The following is a 16713-nucleotide window of genomic DNA, read 5'->3' as shown; positions in this document are numbered from 1 at the left end:
CCTTTAAAAGAAATAGGTTTCTTTGTCTAATTTAAAATACAATTTACTATGTAAAAAAATATAGACACTATTTCTGTCACTGTCAAACCAAAATACAAGGGTTTACCCTGATAAAAAATGGTTTTTAAAGAAGATGATTACTGGAATACCAGAAAATTGGCCCAATAGATCCTTCAGCCGCAATATTCAGACTGGAGATTTATCTTGGCACGTGCAAATAGCAGGTAACTCACCTGTTCACGTACTTCTTCTTCATGGCACCGGATCCTCTGCTCATACCTGGGGAAATTTATTTACCGATCTGGCAAAAAATTACACTGTAATTGCGCCAGACCTGCCGGGTCATGGATTTACCAAAAATCATGGCAAGAAAGATCTCAACCTAGATGCTCTAGCTGACAAACTCTCAGAACTCAGAGAGGCTCTCAAGATTGAGTATTTCGACCACATCATCGGTCACTCAGCAGGAGCTACCTTAGCTCTGAGTTACACGCTCAAAAAAAAGCAAGCAAAGACCATTGTGGGCCTAAATCCATCGCTCATTAGTTTGCCGAGTTTTTATCATAAATTTGTCGCGCCATTTTTAAATCCGATAGTGACATCCTCATTCTTTACTGCCGTACTGAGTGATCTCCTGCCTCACACCAAAATGATCGATAGCCTCATTGACTCAACCAATACCAAGCTGGATGCTGAGAAGCGAGAGAGATACAAAACCTTATTTAAGAATGCTCATCATCTCAATGGATCTATGAGCTTCATGGCGGGCACGGATATACCAGGCTTACTTGAGAAATGCAGTCAAATTAAATCTCAACTGACGTTCATCTTGACTGAGGATGATGGCTGGATTCCAGCGCCAGCTTTACGCCAAGTGATTCAGGAGTCTTTCAATCAAGCAAAGATAATTGAAATTAAAGGGGGGCATATGTTTCATGAGGGGAATGAAAAACTTGCTCTTAAATTAATTAAAGAAGCTTTACATGAACAAGGAGGAAGCCATGTCCACAGTAGTTAATATCTTGTTGGGTTTAGGTGTACTTGCTGGCTTGGGACTTTTTGCCAATGCTTATTTCAGAGGTCAAAAAGTTCTTAAAAAATTATCGCAAAAGAAAATACATTAATAATTTGCCAGCTGAATCGCTGCCTGCGATATTTTTTTACCAGAGCTAGTAAATGGCAACGGAAAATATTGTGCAGCCATAGCACTGGATAATTCTTGAGCTAACACCTCGGGCTGAGGCGAAGTATCGACAAACAAGAGTCGATGTTTTTTAATGCGTAGTTCTTTGGCCGCCATCAAAGCATCGCTGTGAGCGCCCGCCCTTCCTCCAACACCATTGAGATTCACATTGGCTTTGCCATCACTCATGATGACAATAATGGGCGTTAAACCTTTGCGCTCAAGTGAAATGGCCATCTCATTAGCGACTCGAAAACCTGCAGCTAGAGGTGTACCGCCCCCGCCTGGAAGGGTCGCTAAATTCCTTTTGGCCCTAGCAAGTGATCGTGTGGGTGGTAGAACAATTTCTGCCTTGGCACCGCGCATTGAAACCATGGCAACTTCATCGCGCCGGATATAGCACTCAGCTAATAATTCTTCTAAGGCGCCTTTGGCTTCAGCTAAACGCTGCGTTGCAGAAGACCCAGAAGCGTCAACCAAGAAAATAGTGACGGTCCCTCGTCTTCTTAAATACTGCTTAATGTGGAGATCTTCTGATCTAAAGTCGATCTTGCTGCGGACTGTTTTCTGATGACTATCACTAAGCGCCATACCTCGTAATCGCTGCCAAGGTATAGCCGCTCTAATGCTTTTAAGAATATCGAGGCGCCTGCCATCATTAGGCCTGCCCTTGCAGGAAGTGAGCGGCCTCCCACTGAAGAAGCTTTTCTGAACAGCTCCCGACTTTCCTGAGCTGTTTGAAGCAGTCTTACCAGACCGCGTGCTTTGCTTGGCTTGGCGTAAAAACTGAGGCGGAATTGAAGCCTTAACAGCCTCCACAATAATATCCTCCAAATCTTCTTTAGATGGCTGCTCCTGATTCTGCTCATCCGATGTCTCTGGCTCGTTTTGAGAATCTTCAGGTTGATTATTCGAATCGCGGCCATCTTGATGATCATCAGCATTTTGATCCGCCTGATCATTCTGCTCCAGCTCGGGAGGAATTTGCATACGTTTAGAGGGGGTGTATACCAAACGTGCAGCATCAATCACTTCACTCTGACCAACCTCCTGCAAACCTCTCAATGCGGCCAAGGTTTTTGCCGTCTCTAGTGCAAATAGATTGGCCCTTAAGGAGATCACGCCAAGACTAAGACCTGCTTTTGTCATTACCTCGACATACTCGTCATCACACTTGACTGAAGGCAAAAGTTTTCTTGCCTCATGAATATCTTGCGCATCAACCTCAAGAGATTGACTGATATCAGCCATCGAAAATTGGTCTAAGTAAAGCTCAAAGGCTAGCCTGTCTAAGAGTCGTGGACTAATAAGCTCATCCGCACTATCCGACTCATCAAATGCAATGACTCCAAAATGCTTATCTGCATCAACAGCATTTTTTTCATCAAGGGCTTGGGAGATCAGCGCTATTACCTGTAAATCCATGCGCTCTACCATGGGGAGCAAAAGGAGATTACCTTCTACCCTCTCTAAAAGACCCTTACTCATGATTAATGAGCCTGCCTGTAGACTGGCCTCAATATCCAATGCACCCATGAGTTGCTCAGCCGAAATATTGGCGGGAGCTTTGAGTATTTGCATGCCGCACGCTGCAGATAAATCCTTTGCATACCCAAGCCACGCATCTCTTATTGGGCCAAATTGACTTTTGACCGCAACTCCCTTGAGACCCCTGGGATTAATTGCCACCAGAATGGCAATTAAATTTGCATCAAACCAAGCTGTTTGATCTGGTTTCACTTTGTTGCAAAGAACTCTTGCATAGCACGATCAATACGTGCTCCTGAAGAACTATCATCAAGTGGATTACGTCGTAATCGGTGACCGAGAGCAAGGGGAGCAATTTTTTTCAGGTGCTCGAGATTGGCTTTCTTCTTGCCCTCAAATGCCGCTAAGGCTCTAACACCTCTTAATAGCGTCAACTCACCCCTTAAGCCATCAGTTCCTAAATGGGCGCAAAGCTTGGTAGCAACCTCTAGCAAGCTATCATCTACCTCCACCTTGTCTAACAGTTTTTGAGACTTCAGAATTTTTTTCTTGAAATCTTCTTCTGCATTGTTCCACTTGGCAATAAAGAGCTCTGGATTTCTTTCAAATTCATCGCGTCTTTTAATGATCTCTACTCGCTCTTTAAAGTCACTGGGTGTCCTTACTTCGGTAGATAGACCAAAGCGATCTAGCATCTGCGGGCGCAACTCACCCTCTTCAGGATTGCCACTGCCAATCAATACAAAGCGTGCAGGATGACGAATACTTAAACCCTCGCGCTCAATAATATTTTCACCGGAAGCGGCTACGTCAATCAATAGATCAACCAAGTGATCTTCGAGTAAATTGACTTCATCGATATATAGATAACCACGATTGGCTTTTGCAAGAAGCCCTGGTTCAAAAGATTTAATACCTTGTGTCAGGGCTTTTTCAATATCCAATGCGCCGACTACTCTGTCTTCTGTCGCACCAAGCGGTAAGTCTACGACCGGCACAGCAATGCTCTCCACTTTTAACTTAATACCCTGCGCTTTTTTAGCCTCACACTCGGTACAAAGATTTTTTGATTCTGGGTTGCAGTGGTACTGGCATCCGGCAATCGATTTCATGGAAGGTAACAGTGCCGCCAGGGAACGAATAGTGGTGGACTTTCCAGTTCCGCGATCGCCAAAGATCAGAACGCCACCGATCAAGGGATCGATTGTGCAGAGCGTAATCGCTAGCTTCATTTCCGCTTGTGAAACAATTGCTGTAAAAGGAAAGTTCAGGGGCATTGCTATTCCAAGACAAATTAATATTGAAGATCAAATTTAGTTTAGTCTAACTAAATGTTAATGTTTCAATTGCTTATTAGTAATATCCTCTAGATTTAGAAAAAAAATTAGTGATATTTAATTAAATGCTATGTCCCAAACCCTAAATTCCCCCTCTGGCACTACCCCTGCGGCCCCCAAGCGCCTAGTCATTGCCTCCCGCGAAAGCCGCCTAGCCATGTGGCAGGCCCAGCACCTGCAAGCCTGCCTGCAAAAGCTCTATCCAGGCTGTGATGTCCAGATTTTGGGGATGACCACCCGGGGGGACCAGATTTTGGATAAGGCCTTATCTAAAGTGGGTGGTAAGGGTCTGTTTGTCAAAGAGCTCGAAACTGCCCTAGAAGACGGCAGAGCGGATTTGGCAGTCCATTCCTTAAAAGATGTACCCATGGTCATGCCAGACGGTTTTGATTTAACGTGCGTGATGGCTAGAGAAGATGCCAGGGACGCCTTTGTTTCTAATGACTATGCCAGTCTTGAAGATCTTCCAAAAGGTGCCATTGTGGGGACATCGAGTCTGCGCCGTGAGTCAGTGCTGCGAGCAAAGTTTCCCCATCTAGTGATTGAGCCACTACGCGGTAATTTAGATACCCGCATGGGTAAGCTAGATCGTGGTGAGTACCAAGCCATTATTTTGGCAGCAGCTGGCTTAAAGCGTTTAGGCCTTGCCTCTCGCATTAGAGCCTTCTTGCCGTACGATCCCTATACCCCAGCTGCTGGCCAAGGCGCCCTAGGTATTGAGACTCTTACTGCCCACCCGCATATCAAAGACTGGTTGGCCCCCTTAAATGACATGCCAACGCTGTTGGCAGTGTCTGCCGAGCGGATGGTCTCTCGCCAGTTAGGTGGATCTTGTGAAGTGCCCTTAGCTGCTCACGCTACTTGGGATCAAAACCAACTACAAATCCGCTCTTTTGTGGCTAGTACCGATGGCAAAGCCATTTGCCTCGCCCATGGCAAAGGAGTGGTGCAATCGCTTGCTGATGCAGAAGCACTAGGCTTAGCTGTTGCCCAAGACTTACTCGCGCAAGGTGCGGCGGATTTGATTCCGAAGCCCCTATAAAATCGCTAGAATTAAACCTATGTATCAACTTTGACTCACCCCAACATCAAGAGGTAGACATGTTCTCCAAAACAATTATTAGCCTTGCGTTTCTGTTCATCATGTTGCTCGGTCTCATCCTAGCGATACGAGATCAGGAATATACCCTCTTTGTTATTGGCCTAGGTGGGTATTTTCTGTCTGCTATCACTCCAAGTTTATGCAAGTGCTACAGAAAATTAAACTCATCTAATGAGTAGTTGACAGCATGAGCAATACCAAAAATAAATTTCATTTTTGGCGCTTCATTCCTTACTTGCTTGCCAGCATTATTGGGTTTGGCTATGGGTTTAAGTTTGGTTACGAAATCAGTGGAACAGGTCTCGCCGTTCTGACCGGCATAGTCACCGCACTCATTTGTAATTTCATGATGGAGTATGTGGTGCACAAAATATTCGGCCCACAATAAACACCTCACATATCAATATGAGGTGTTTCAAGTAAATCTTTTACTTGTATTTGCTAGTGAGGCCTTTTGCCATTGATGCAATAGTAATAAGGCAAACAATTACCCAAGCTGTTAATAAAATTCCAGTTACATTCATCTCTGTCTCCTCGAATAAAACGCATACTTCATAAAATAGATACAACGCCTAAAGAGGATTTTATTTCCTCTTCGGCAAAAGCGTTGCCATAGAAAAAATTGTAGCAATCAATAGACCAATTTCCAAGAAATATACAAAAGAATAGCCTGTGGCTGGGCCTATTACCCCCTCAGGGAGCCAATTTGTGGCGCCAATTGCAACAACAATATCCCGAATTACCCCGCCCAGGCCAATTGCAATCCCGGCTGCGGTTGCCTGTACCGCGCCCCATGCCCCCAATGCAAGCCCCCTTTGATTAGAAGGAGCCAACTGCATCGTTGCAGTTAAAGTCCCGTGACTGAAAAGACCGCCACCAAAACCAATCAAAAAAGTACCTAATAAGAAGAGCGCTGTCATAGCCAGTGGTGCAGACAACGCAATCAATAGAAATGCTGGAATACCCACTAGTGCGCCCATAGTGGCCATATAGAACGGATCAGTGCCTTTACCAAGCACACGAGATGCCCAGCTAAATCCAATTAATCCCCCAAGCGCTAGGATTGCAGTGAGCATGGTGGTATCACTCACACTCATACCTAAAATCTGCCCACCATAAGGCTCAAGTAGAACTTCATTCATACTAAAAGCCATTGTTCCAAACCCAACAGCAACCAGCCTTCTCTTGGCATTACCCCCTTGCGCAAAAGTGTGCCAAGAATCTAAGAACGAAGGCTCTCTAGAAGATTTCTTTTCTACTTGACCTCTAGGCTCTTGTTTCCATAAGGAGATGACATTCAGTAGTAGCGTAATAATCGCAGCTGCTTGAATGACCTGAATTAATTTGCCGGGGCTAAATTCATTTAAAGCCAAACCAAATACCAAGGCACTCACAATCATGCCCAGCAGTTGCATCACGTACATCAATCCAACTACTTTAGGCTGATCGACTTCAGGGGCTAAATCTGTCGCTAAGGCCAATCCTACTGTCTGAGTAATATGGATGCCAGCGCCTACTAGCAAAAATGCCAGGCCAGATGCAGCCCAACCAATCCAAACTGGCGCTTGTGCAGATTGTCCAGCACCCGATAAAACCAGCAATGCGAACGGCATAATGGATAGTCCGCCAAATTGAACTAAGGTACCCATCCAGATAAAGGGCACTCTTCGCCATCCAAACGCAGATTTATGGTTATCCGAACGAAAGCCTATGAGAGCTCTAAAAGGGGCAAAGATGATTGGCAATGAAATCATCACCGAAACAATCGAAGCTGGCACATGCAGCTCCACAATCATCACGCGGTTTAAGGTGCCAACCAGTAAAACCAATGCCATCCCTGAGGAGGCCTGAAAAAGAGAGAGTCTTAGTAATCTTGATAGAGGTAAGTCATCTGAAGCAGCATCCGCAAAGGGAAGATATCGAGGCCCAAGATTAGACCAGGACTGCATGAGCATTTTTGTCACTCGCTTCATTTAATAAATTCTACCTTAGTGACCTAGAAATATATATATGAAGTAATGCTGATGATTTTATGTAAACGTAGAAACTAAAAAGGCTGGTGTTAAGCCAGCCTTGATAGTGGTCTAAAGCGTTTTACTTTTTAACCGGTGCCGCGGGTGCCGTTGCTACTGCCGCCGTCTTGGCGCCACCCTCTAAGAAACCACTAACCCAAGTTGTATGAGTCAAGATTGCTAAGTGCACACTAAAAGAACCGATTGCCACTGCTGCTAGCATGATCGGAACTCCAACTGTAGGCTTCACTACCGTCCACATTTTTCCGTAAATCATATTGATCTCCCTTTCCCTTATTTAAGCCAAGGCGAATAAATATAAGCAAGCAAATGTGCTAGTGCTGCAATCATCCCAAAAAACTGGGTCCCCTGAATCAGATTCCGATGCAACTCCTCTGATTGTTCCTCCGTCAGGCCGGTAAGGCTAATTTTTCCATCTGACATAGTTTGCGTCTCCCTATAGAAAAGACTAACTAAACGTGCAACCCCGCACGCAGGGTAGTGACCAAAATCACTGCTTCCAATTACTACATGTGTAATCTATTAAATACACTTAGAATTGTCAAGGTTAATATACATTCTTAATTTAGAATAAGTAATTTATCTATAAAAATCAGTTACTTATAGAACAATTAAATTTCTAATTGATTTTTGATTGTTGTAAAAATATATACAAAATTAGTATTTACCCTAATATAAAAATCGTCAAGATTTCTATAGCGATAAATGACTACCTATGGCAAATGGCCATAGCTTTGTAACGATTGGGGAAGGACTTACAGCCGCGCTTCGTAAATCTGAAGATAAGCTGCGTGACTATTCGCTGAAGTCACAATTCGTTGGACTGAAGCCAACAATGAATATCAAGAAGTCTTTAGATAATTGCCAAATGCAAATACTGAGTTTGGACCTAAGCGTGGCTTGGTCTTCTTCAACTCTTTCTTCTTCTGTGGAGCAGTAAAAACCTGAGTAGATGGACTAGGTTTGGCATGGTTAAAGCCTTTTGTGCCTTGCTCAATGGTAATGAATGACTTTTGCATCGCCTCAGATAAAGTCATCTGCTGCATCTGAATACTCATATGCTTATCAAGATCGGACCAAAAAATGGAGCCCAAATCCTCACGAGTACTTTCATTTCCTCCCATTAGGCATACAACGTCATACAAAGAAATATCCTTTGACTCTTTACTCAAAGAGTAACCGCCCCCTGGACCACGGTGACTTCTAATCATCCCAGCAACCCTCAATTGGGAGAAGATGGTCTCTAAATAAGAATGGGATAGTTTGTGCCGATGACACATGAGCGGAATAGAAATCGCACGGCCATGCGCAGTATGGGCTGCAATGTCCAAAAGAATTTGGAAGGCAATTTTGCTTTTACTAGAGATTCTCATGCTTTCAATATACCTCCAATAGACTCAAAGTAAAACCCCCACTATTTCAGCAGGGATTTGTTTAGATCAAAAATCTGGCCAGAGTAAAAAAGGTCATTCCCAATAATATGGTCGCCAAGATACTGTTGGTCACTAAAAATCCAATCGCCCCACCAATGGCTCCAAATAACTGGGGTGAATACAGGTTTAATTCAAATAATTGTGTTGCTGGATCTTTTACAAACAGCACATCTGGTAGAACAATCGCAATCAGCGCCGCAGTAGGTGCATAGCGCAAGAACTCATGAACAGTTCTGGGAATGGGAAATTTAGAGCCCACTAAAAGAAAAGAGCCTCTGCTCAGTAAGCTAACGAGCATTAAGCCAAAAAAAGCAATCCAAAGTTCTACTGTATTCATATGCTCTTCTTTTGAGATTGTTTATCCACCAATACTGCAGCCATCACACCCGCAATCACTGAGCAAACAATCGTTAAGCGATACGGCAAATTAATTGTTAAGACGCAAGTGACAGCTGCTGTTAGCGCTGAGATAACAGCGGTTTTATGTTTAATGGCAGGAATGATCAAGGCGATCAATGCGAGAGGCCCAGCAAACCCAAGACCCCAAGAGCTCGGAATGTAGGATCCACCAAAAATGGCGATCAATGCACCGATCTGCCAAAAAAACCAATGCGCTAAAACCATCCCCATGAAATAGAGCAGTTGAACCTGACTCCCCTGGGGATTTTCTGGTGAAGGAAACTTTTCTATGAATTTCGCAAAACTCATATCCGTGTTTAAGCCTCCGATACCCAACCTTTGCCAGAAAGAATAACGTTGGAAGTGTGGCTGAATGACTGCGCTAAAAATAACAAAGCGGGACATCACAATTAATGCTGTTAACCAAACAGTCCAAAACGGATAATCTCCAGCAATCAATGGCATCACAGCCAATTGTGAAGACCCAGCGTAGACCAAAATATTGAACCAGAATGTATTAACCGGGCTAAGCCCCGCACTCAGCAGACTAATACTCGTAACTAGCGACCAAGCGATGATCCCCGGAGATGACTCGAGCATCACTTTGAAGCCCTGAATAAAAGGGGGTTGCTGGAAAAATTTCAAGGGACTTAATGCTTTTTAGCGGATTGGATGGTGACTCAGTGGCGAGTATCTATTCCAACTCAATAGTTGCAGTCGCCAAAAGGAGTGCGTACAACTTTTGTGTAACTTGACTGAGTTGGGACTGTTTGTAATAGAGTAAAGTCCTATTCCTTTTCAATGCTTTATTCTAACGCTGTTAAACAGGTTGAAAAACTACATGAAAGCTTTCTTTTCAAAATATTAGGAGGATTAATTTATATTAAAAATCAATTACTTGTTGTGTAAAAAATTTTTGTTCGTATTGAGAAATAGAATTAAAAGCATCAAATTGAATTTTTTGTTTTAACGAATTATCTTTAATAAGCTTCAGACAACTATCAACCAAATCTTCATACTTTGAGGGGTAGATACCCTCCTTATATAAGCTACTAATAGATGTTGAATCATTGACTTCACCAACAACTGCTATAGAGTTACTTAATAAATAAAAAACTCTTACAATTTCAAAAATATGCGAATTATAATAATGATGATTCAGAACTATTTGTGACCTTCCAATCCATTCATCACGCTCTTTTCCATAAACACCAAATAAAGTCTTGACTCTCAGCCCCCTGTTTATAAGCCCATTAATTATTTCAGCCCTTCTTTCATTTATTGACCCATAAAATAAAACATCAATATCTTTATTCGTTGACATATTAATTCTACGCAGTTCTTTTTGATACCCAATCTTAAGCAACTTAACTCTATCAACACCTAACGATTTGAGTTTTTCAATATTTAATTCGCTGTAATCCCAAACTTCAAAATTTTTAACCCATACAAAAATATTACTATTCCAGCTAGTTGTATCGTTATATATTTGTTCAGTATTTACAATAATTGTGGATTTAGGGACTTGCTTTATATAACTGGGATCCAGCAGATGACATCCTATAAGGATATTCTTAACATTAAACGTTAAGTTGTTAAATCCGATTGAAACCTCATAGCCAAGTTCTTTCAATGAAAAAAAAATCAACTCCCCTAACTCAATAAAAGCATAAGAATGAATATAGTCATCAGGCTTGACCATACATATATTTATTTTTTTCATATTATTTCGAATGGCGCCTAAAGTTTGAATTTTAAGAAATAGCCAGTAGGCTAATTTTAAAATTCTGCCCAAGAAATCTAAAATTACTTAAAGCTTCCTTCACTCCCACTCAATCGTTGCAGGTGGCTTGCCACTGATGTCGTACACCACTCGATTGATGCCACGGACTTCATTGATGATGCGATTGGAAACTTTACCTAATAACTCATGGGGTAAATGTGCCCAGTGCGCCGTCATAAAGTCTTGTGTTTGCACTGCCCTGAGCGCAACAACATATTCGTAGGTTCTGCCGTCACCCATCACACCAACTGACTTGACTGGGAGAAATACTGCAAAAGCCTGACTCGTTAGGTCATACCAAGACTTTTGGCTGTCCTCATCAATCGTGTTGCGTAACTCTTCAATAAAGATCGCATCAGCACGTTGCAAGAGGCTTGCAAACTCTGCCTTCACTTCACCCAATATACGCACACCCAGACCTGGGCCCGGGAACGGATGGCGATAAACCATTTCACGCGGCAAACCCAATGCCACGCCGAGTTCACGTACTTCATCTTTGAAGAGCTCACGCAATGGCTCTAGTAACTTGAGGTGCATATCCTCAGGCAAGCCACCGACATTGTGATGGCTTTTAATAGTATGCGCGCCCTTTTTGCCTTTACCAGCAGACTCAATCACGTCTGGATAGATGGTGCCTTGGGCAAGCCACTTGGCATTTTGAATCTTGCCAGATTCACTCTGGAAAATTTCTACAAATTCTTTACCGATGATCTTGCGCTTTGCTTCAGGGTCAGAAACGCCTGCCAACTTACCCATAAAGGTATCTTTTGCATCTACCCGAATCACTTTGACACCGAGATTACGAGCAAACATTTCCATGACCATATCGCCCTCGTTCAAACGCAGTAGCCCGTGGTCAACAAATACACAAGTTAATTGATCCCCAATCGCACGATGAATCAGAGCAGCAGCAACGCTGGAGTCAACGCCGCCTGATAAACCCAGAATGACTTCTTCATCACCCACTTGCTTACGAATATTTTCAACAGCTTCGCTGATGTAATCACCCATCACCCAGTCAGGCTTGCATTTGCAAATCTCATGTACAAAGCGCTCAATAATTGCAGTGCCTTGGATGGTATGGGTAACTTCTGGATGAAATTGGAATGCATAAAAACGGCGATATTCATCTGCCATTCCAGCGATAGGACAAGACTCAGTGGAAGCCATCAACTTAAAGGCTGGAGGCATAGTGGTAACAGAGTCACCGTGGCTCATCCACACCTTGAGGATGCCATGCCCTTCGCTGGTAGAAAAATCCTGAATGCCTTTGAGTAAATTAGTATGCCCATGAGCACGCACTTCTGAGTAACCAAATTCACGGGCCTTACCGAGTGACTCCGCAGAAGCTACTGCACCACCCAATTGGGTTGCCATTGTTTGCATGCCATAGCAAATACCTAATACAGGAACACCTAATTCAAAAACAATTTGGGGCGCCCGAGGGCTGCCAGCCTCTGTTACCGAACTTGGACCGCCAGAAAGAATGATTCCTTTGCCGCCCTTTTCTTGGATAAATTGACGAATGAATTCTGGATCGCAATCGTAGGGATGAATCTCCGAATAGACTCGTGCATCACGCACACGCCTAGCAATTAATTGAGTTACCTGTGAACCAAAGTCGAGAATCAGTATTTTGTCGTGCACGAAAGAAACAGCCTTAATCAATGTGGTAATTCGGCGCTTCCTTAGTGATCTTCACATCATGAACGTGTGACTCGCGTACACCTGCTGAAGTGATTTCCACAAAATTGGCTTTTTCATGTAACTCGTCAATCGTTTTGCAACCGAGGTAACCCATCGAAGAACGAATGCCTCCAGTGAGTTGATGCAAGATTGCCAGAACGCTACCCTTATAGGGCACTTGACCTTCAATACCCTCTGGAACGAGCTTCTCCGCATTGGCAACGATGTCGCTCTGGAAATAGCGATCGGCAGAACCATCAGCCATCGCGCCCAAGGAACCCATGCCACGGTAACTCTTGTATGAGCGTCCTTGATACAGGAACACTTCTCCAGGGGCTTCTTCAGTGCCAGCAAACATACCGCCCATCATGACAGAGCTTGCGCCAGCAGCGAGTGCTTTTGCAACGTCACCGGAATAACGTACGCCACCATCTGCAATTAATGGAATGCCTGTGCCTTTGAGTGCATTAGCCACATTCACGATCGCTGTGATTTGCGGAACGCCGACACCCGCAACAATTCGGGTGGTACAAATTGAACCAGGGCCAATACCCACCTTCACACCATCAGCACCATGATCAGCTAAAGCTTTAGCCGCATCACCGGTAGCAATATTGCCACCAATCACTTGAACATGAGGGAAGGTTTTCTTTACCCATTTAACGCGATCGAGAACACCTTGGCTATGACCGTGCGCAGTATCCACGACGATTACGTCAACACCTGCACGAACTAACAATTCAATACGCTCATCATTATCAGGACCAACGCCAACCGCTGCACCTACGCGCAGCTTACCTTCGCTGTCTTTGCAGGCATTAGGATGCTCGGTGGCCTTCAGAATATCTTTAACAGTAATCAGGCCACGCAATTCAAATTTGTCATTGACAACCAATACGCGCTCTAAGCGATATTGACTCATCAAACGCTTTGCTTCTTCTAACGAGCAACCCTCTTTAACGGTTACCAAACGCTCACGTGGAGTCATCTTCGTTTTTACTGGAGCATCTAAGTCTTCTTCAAAACGCAAATCGCGGTTAGTAATAATGCCGACGACTTCTTTGCCAACCAATACTGGGAATCCAGAGAAACCATGTTCGCGAGAAAGCTGAATCACTTGGCGCAGAGTCACTTCTGGCGCAATCGTAATTGGATCGCGCAAAACGCCAGATTCATAGCGCTTTACTTTTGCTACTTCGCGCGCTTGCTCAGCTGGCGTTAAGTTTTTATGAATGATTCCAATACCACCTTCGCTGGCCATGGCAATTGCCAAACGACCTTCAGTCACAGTATCCATAGCAGCAGATACCAGCGGTGTATTAAGAGAAATTTCTCGAGTTAACTTACTTGCCAGACTGGCATCTCGAGGGAGTACCGAAGAATAGGCCGGTACGAGGAGCACATCGTCAAAAGTGAGTGCTTTTTGAATGAGTCGCATGCAAAACCCCTAGTCGCAAAAACAGATTATAGCCTCCTAGCCTTTCTTTTAGCTGCGGCAGCCTGGAATTTGGCATCCTGGTTCTGATTAGCCTTCTTACGCCTAACGCTCTTAGGGTCTATTAATAGCGGGGAATAGAGCTCTAATCGATCTCCCGAGTAAATTGGGCTATCCCAGTCCTTGCGCTTCCCAAAGACCCCAAAACAGCCTTTTCTAGCCAGAGCTGGATCATCCTGACCAGTAGCAATCCCAGCTTTCACCAAAGCCAAACCTACGGTAGGAAGCTCACCATCCTGCAGAATTAACTGAAATGGACTCAGAACTGGCTCACCCTTCCTGGCATCGCATAGTAGGAGATCTAGACTATGGCTGGCCATCAAGATCCTCTGCTCTTTTTACAAAGCAATCTACAAAGGTCCCAGCAATATGCCCGAAAACTGGGCCAATGATCTTATCCAGAATGGCGCTCTTAAATTCCCAATGCAGCTTAAATTCCACTTTGCAGGCATCCTCTTTTAGGGGAATGAAATTCCATTGCCCGGAAAAATGCTTGAATGGGCCATCGACGAAGACCATATCGATGGTTTCTGGGCGGTGATTGACGTTGCGGGTATGAAAGAACTGATTAATACCCTTGAAATTGATATTGATTTTGGCATCCAACACGGTCTCGGTCTGCTCAAAAATTTCCACCCCGCCACACCAAGGCAAAAACTCGGGGTATCGGGCCACATCAGTTACCAGACCATACATTCGGTCGGCTGATTGGCCAATTAAAACGGTCTTGTGGACGTCTGCCATAATCGATCTTGGAAGCTAAATAACTATGAGTATCGTCGATAACAAAAAAGCCTTCTTCGATTATTTTATCGAGGAACGCTTCGAGGCAGGGCTTGTTCTGGAGGGTTGGGAAGTCAAAGCCATCCGCGCAGGCCGCGTGCACATCAAGGAAGCGTATGTCGTCATTCGCAAGGCGGAGCTTTTCCTCATCGGTTGCCATATCACCCCCCTGCTTTCAGCCTCCACTCATATCGTTCCTGATAGCACTCGCACCAGAAAGCTTCTACTCAATGCCATTGAGATTCGCAAGTTAATTGGCAAGGTCGAGCAAAAGGGCTACACCCTTGTTCCCCTCAACCTTCATTTTTCCAAAGGGAATGTGAAGTGCGAAATTGGGCTAGCAAGAGGTAAAAAACAACATGACAAGCGAGCTGCCACCAAAGAGCGGGAATGGGAAGTTCAAAAAGGCCGCATTGCGAGAGGCGATTTAAACGCCTAGTAGGCCAAACTCTGGGGTAGACTGCCCATAGCATCAATATCTGAGCATATATGCACTTTTATAGTGCAATACAGCACCAAGCCGCTTCAAATCCCCAAATCCAATCTTTTTAAAGGCATTAGTTTTATAACTATGAAATTGCCTTTTGATGAAATGCTCGACGCTGCAGGTAAAGCACGTCCCCACTACCAAATTTTTCATAATTGGTTAAAGCAGCAGAGCGATTCCCTGATGGGTCTGAAGCGCGCTGAGGCCGATCTCATCTTTAGACGTGTAGGCATTACTTTCGCGGTCTATGGTGATGACCTTGGAGCAGAAAGAACTATTCCCTTTGATCAAGTGCCTCGCATCTTTACCGCCAAAGAATGGGAACAGCTAGAAGCCGGCTTGCGTCAACGGGTTAAAGCACTTAATCGATTTATCTATGACGTTTATCACGACGAAGAAATCATCAAGGCAGGCATTGTTCCGGCTGAACAAATTTATAACAATGCGCAATACCGCCCAGAAATGCGCAACGTTAATGTGCCACGTGATATCTACGCACAAATTGCTGGCATTGATATTGTTCGTGCAGGTGAAGGTGAGTTCTATGTATTAGAAGATAACTTACGTGTTCCATCTGGCGTGTCATACATGGTTGAAGATCGCAAGATGATGATGCGACTCTTCCCAGATCTCTTTCAAAAATATCGCATCGCTCCTGTTGAACACTACCCAGATCTTTTATTGGAGTGTTTGAAATCGGTTAAGCCCAACGACATTAAGAAACCAAACGTAGTGGTTCTAACACCAGGGATGTATAACTCCGCATATTTTGAACATAGCTATCTCGCACAACAAATGGGGGTTGAACTCGTAGAGGGCAAAGATTTGTTTGTAAAGAACGAACAGGTCTTTATGCGGACAACTCAAGGCCCTGAGAGAGTGGATGTGATCTATCGGCGTGTAGATGATGACTTCTTAGACCCGCTTGCGTTCCGATCTGACTCCACCCTGGGGGTTGCTGGGCTTTTGTCAGCGTATCGTGCTGGGAATGTGACATTGGCCAATGCAATTGGTACTGGCATTGCCGATGACAAATCGATCTACCCATACGTTCCAGAAATGATTGAGTTTTATCTTGGTGAAAAACCGATTCTGAATAACGTACCAACCTTTCAATGCCGTAAGACTGATGATCTTGCCTATACCTTGGCTAATTTAGAAAAGCTTGTTGTAAAACTCACTCATGGTGCAGGCGGCTATGGAATGTTAGTTGGGCCTGCATCCACCAAAGCTGAGATCGAAGAATTCAGAAAGCATTTGATTGCCAATCCCGATAAATATATTGCCCAACCCACTCTAGCTCTCTCCACCTGCCCTACTTTTGTCGAGTCTGGTGTTGCCCCAAGGCATATTGATTTACGACCTTTTGTGCTCTCTGGCAAAACCATCAAGATGGTGCCAGGCGGATTAACTAGGGTTGCCCTCAAAGAAGGATCTTTGGTCGTGAACTCCTCCCAAGGCGGCGGAACTAAAGATACCTGGGTACTAGAAGCGTAGAGGGATA

General features: G+C 44.2%; 19 protein-coding genes. 6 read left to right on the top strand and 13 right to left on the bottom strand.

Features of this window, described 5'->3' with window-relative positions:
• Positions 1-133 precede the first annotated feature (133 nt).
• Positions 134-1018 carry an alpha/beta fold hydrolase gene (locus tag ICN13_RS02110; protein WP_216138751.1) on the top strand — a complete coding sequence of 295 codons (885 nt, stop codon included), beginning with the start codon at positions 134-136 and terminating at the stop codon, positions 1016-1018.
• Positions 1002-1124, top strand: a complete 123-nt coding sequence (locus ICN13_RS10115) for a hypothetical protein (protein ID WP_255533998.1) — start codon at positions 1002-1004, stop codon at positions 1122-1124. Before ICN13_RS02110 ends, ICN13_RS10115 begins: the two co-directional genes overlap by 17 nt.
• On the opposite strand, the gene ICN13_RS02105 is transcribed toward ICN13_RS10115, so the two are convergent.
• Together ICN13_RS02105 and bchI are read right to left on the bottom strand one after the other, a co-directional pair.
• Positions 1121-2923: a magnesium chelatase subunit D gene (locus ICN13_RS02105; RefSeq protein WP_216138750.1), complete on the bottom strand. Its 1803-nt coding sequence runs from the start codon at positions 2921-2923 to the stop codon at positions 1121-1123. The two genes, ICN13_RS10115 and ICN13_RS02105, sit on opposite strands and share 4 nt — an antisense overlap.
• On the bottom strand, positions 2920-3948 hold the full coding sequence (gene bchI, locus ICN13_RS02100) for a magnesium chelatase ATPase subunit I (RefSeq protein WP_216138749.1): 1029 nt from the start codon (positions 3946-3948) through the stop codon (positions 2920-2922). The genes ICN13_RS02105 and bchI overlap by 4 nt, the downstream gene beginning before the upstream one ends.
• A 130-nt stretch (positions 3949-4078) precedes the next feature.
• Here bchI and hemC point away from each other — a divergent pair, with 130 nt between their 5' ends.
• Complete coding sequence (gene hemC / locus ICN13_RS02095; RefSeq protein WP_216138748.1) at positions 4079-5050, top strand: hydroxymethylbilane synthase; 972 nt, start codon at positions 4079-4081, stop codon at positions 5048-5050.
• A 247-nt stretch (positions 5051-5297) separates the two neighbouring features.
• Positions 5298-5498 carry a hypothetical protein gene (locus ICN13_RS02090; protein WP_216138747.1) on the top strand — a complete coding sequence of 67 codons (201 nt, stop codon included), beginning with the start codon at positions 5298-5300 and terminating at the stop codon, positions 5496-5498.
• A 196-nt stretch (positions 5499-5694) separates the two neighbouring features.
• Here ICN13_RS02090 and ICN13_RS02085 read toward each other — a convergent pair whose 3' ends face one another.
• The 11 genes from ICN13_RS02085 to ICN13_RS02035 form a co-directional block, all read right to left on the bottom strand.
• Complete coding sequence (locus ICN13_RS02085) at positions 5695-7083, bottom strand: PucC family protein (RefSeq protein ID WP_255533997.1); 1389 nt, start codon at positions 7081-7083, stop codon at positions 5695-5697.
• Positions 7084-7204: 121 nt separating this feature from the next.
• Positions 7205-7399: a light-harvesting protein gene (locus tag ICN13_RS02080; protein WP_087909596.1), complete on the bottom strand. Its 195-nt coding sequence runs from the start codon at positions 7397-7399 to the stop codon at positions 7205-7207.
• Positions 7400-7416: 17 nt separating this feature from the next.
• Entirely contained in the window at positions 7417-7566 is a 150-nt protein-coding gene (gene pufB, locus ICN13_RS02075; protein ID WP_216138746.1) for a light-harvesting antenna LH1, beta subunit, read from the bottom strand.
• A gap of 419 nt (positions 7567-7985) precedes the next feature.
• Positions 7986-8516 carry an Rrf2 family transcriptional regulator gene (locus ICN13_RS02070; RefSeq protein WP_216138745.1) on the bottom strand — a complete coding sequence of 177 codons (531 nt, stop codon included), beginning with the start codon at positions 8514-8516 and terminating at the stop codon, positions 7986-7988.
• A 61-nt stretch (positions 8517-8577) separates the two neighbouring features.
• A complete protein-coding gene (locus ICN13_RS02065) occupies positions 8578-8913 on the bottom strand; it encodes an AzlD domain-containing protein (protein ID WP_216138744.1) in 336 nt (111 codons plus the stop codon).
• Positions 8910-9575 carry an AzlC family ABC transporter permease gene (locus ICN13_RS02060; protein WP_216138743.1) on the bottom strand — a complete coding sequence of 222 codons (666 nt, stop codon included), beginning with the start codon at positions 9573-9575 and terminating at the stop codon, positions 8910-8912. Before ICN13_RS02060 ends, ICN13_RS02065 begins: the two co-directional genes overlap by 4 nt.
• 283 nt (positions 9576-9858) lie before the next feature.
• The gene (locus ICN13_RS02055) at positions 9859-10770 is read right to left on the bottom strand and encodes a hypothetical protein (protein ID WP_216138742.1); all 912 of its coding nucleotides are present in this window, start codon (positions 10768-10770) and stop codon (positions 9859-9861) included.
• 27 nt (positions 10771-10797) lie between these two features.
• Complete coding sequence (guaA, locus tag ICN13_RS02050; RefSeq protein WP_216139259.1) at positions 10798-12405, bottom strand: glutamine-hydrolyzing GMP synthase; 1608 nt, start codon at positions 12403-12405, stop codon at positions 10798-10800.
• Positions 12406-12418: 13 nt separating this feature from the next.
• Positions 12419-13882 carry an IMP dehydrogenase gene (guaB, locus tag ICN13_RS02045; RefSeq protein ID WP_216138741.1) on the bottom strand — a complete coding sequence of 488 codons (1464 nt, stop codon included), beginning with the start codon at positions 13880-13882 and terminating at the stop codon, positions 12419-12421.
• Between the two features lie 26 nt (positions 13883-13908).
• The gene (locus tag ICN13_RS02040; protein ID WP_216138740.1) at positions 13909-14259 is read right to left on the bottom strand and encodes an RnfH family protein; all 351 of its coding nucleotides are present in this window, start codon (positions 14257-14259) and stop codon (positions 13909-13911) included.
• Positions 14246-14683: a type II toxin-antitoxin system RatA family toxin gene (locus tag ICN13_RS02035; protein ID WP_216138739.1), complete on the bottom strand. Its 438-nt coding sequence runs from the start codon at positions 14681-14683 to the stop codon at positions 14246-14248. Before ICN13_RS02035 ends, ICN13_RS02040 begins: the two co-directional genes overlap by 14 nt.
• A gap of 25 nt (positions 14684-14708) precedes the next feature.
• Here ICN13_RS02035 and smpB point away from each other — a divergent pair, with 25 nt between their 5' ends.
• Entirely contained in the window at positions 14709-15161 is a 453-nt protein-coding gene (gene smpB / locus ICN13_RS02030) for an SsrA-binding protein SmpB (protein ID WP_114638281.1), read from the top strand.
• Positions 15162-15293: 132 nt separating this feature from the next.
• On the top strand, positions 15294-16706 hold the full coding sequence (locus ICN13_RS02025) for a circularly permuted type 2 ATP-grasp protein (RefSeq protein WP_216138738.1): 1413 nt from the start codon (positions 15294-15296) through the stop codon (positions 16704-16706).
• Positions 16707-16713 lie beyond the last annotated feature (7 nt).

It is taken from the genome of Polynucleobacter sp. MWH-Berg-3C6, assembly GCF_018881855.1.
In the GTDB taxonomy this organism is placed as follows: domain Bacteria; phylum Pseudomonadota; class Gammaproteobacteria; order Burkholderiales; family Burkholderiaceae; genus Polynucleobacter.
Note: the sequence above shows the minus strand (reverse complement) of the source record. Positions and strands in the feature narration are given on the sequence as shown.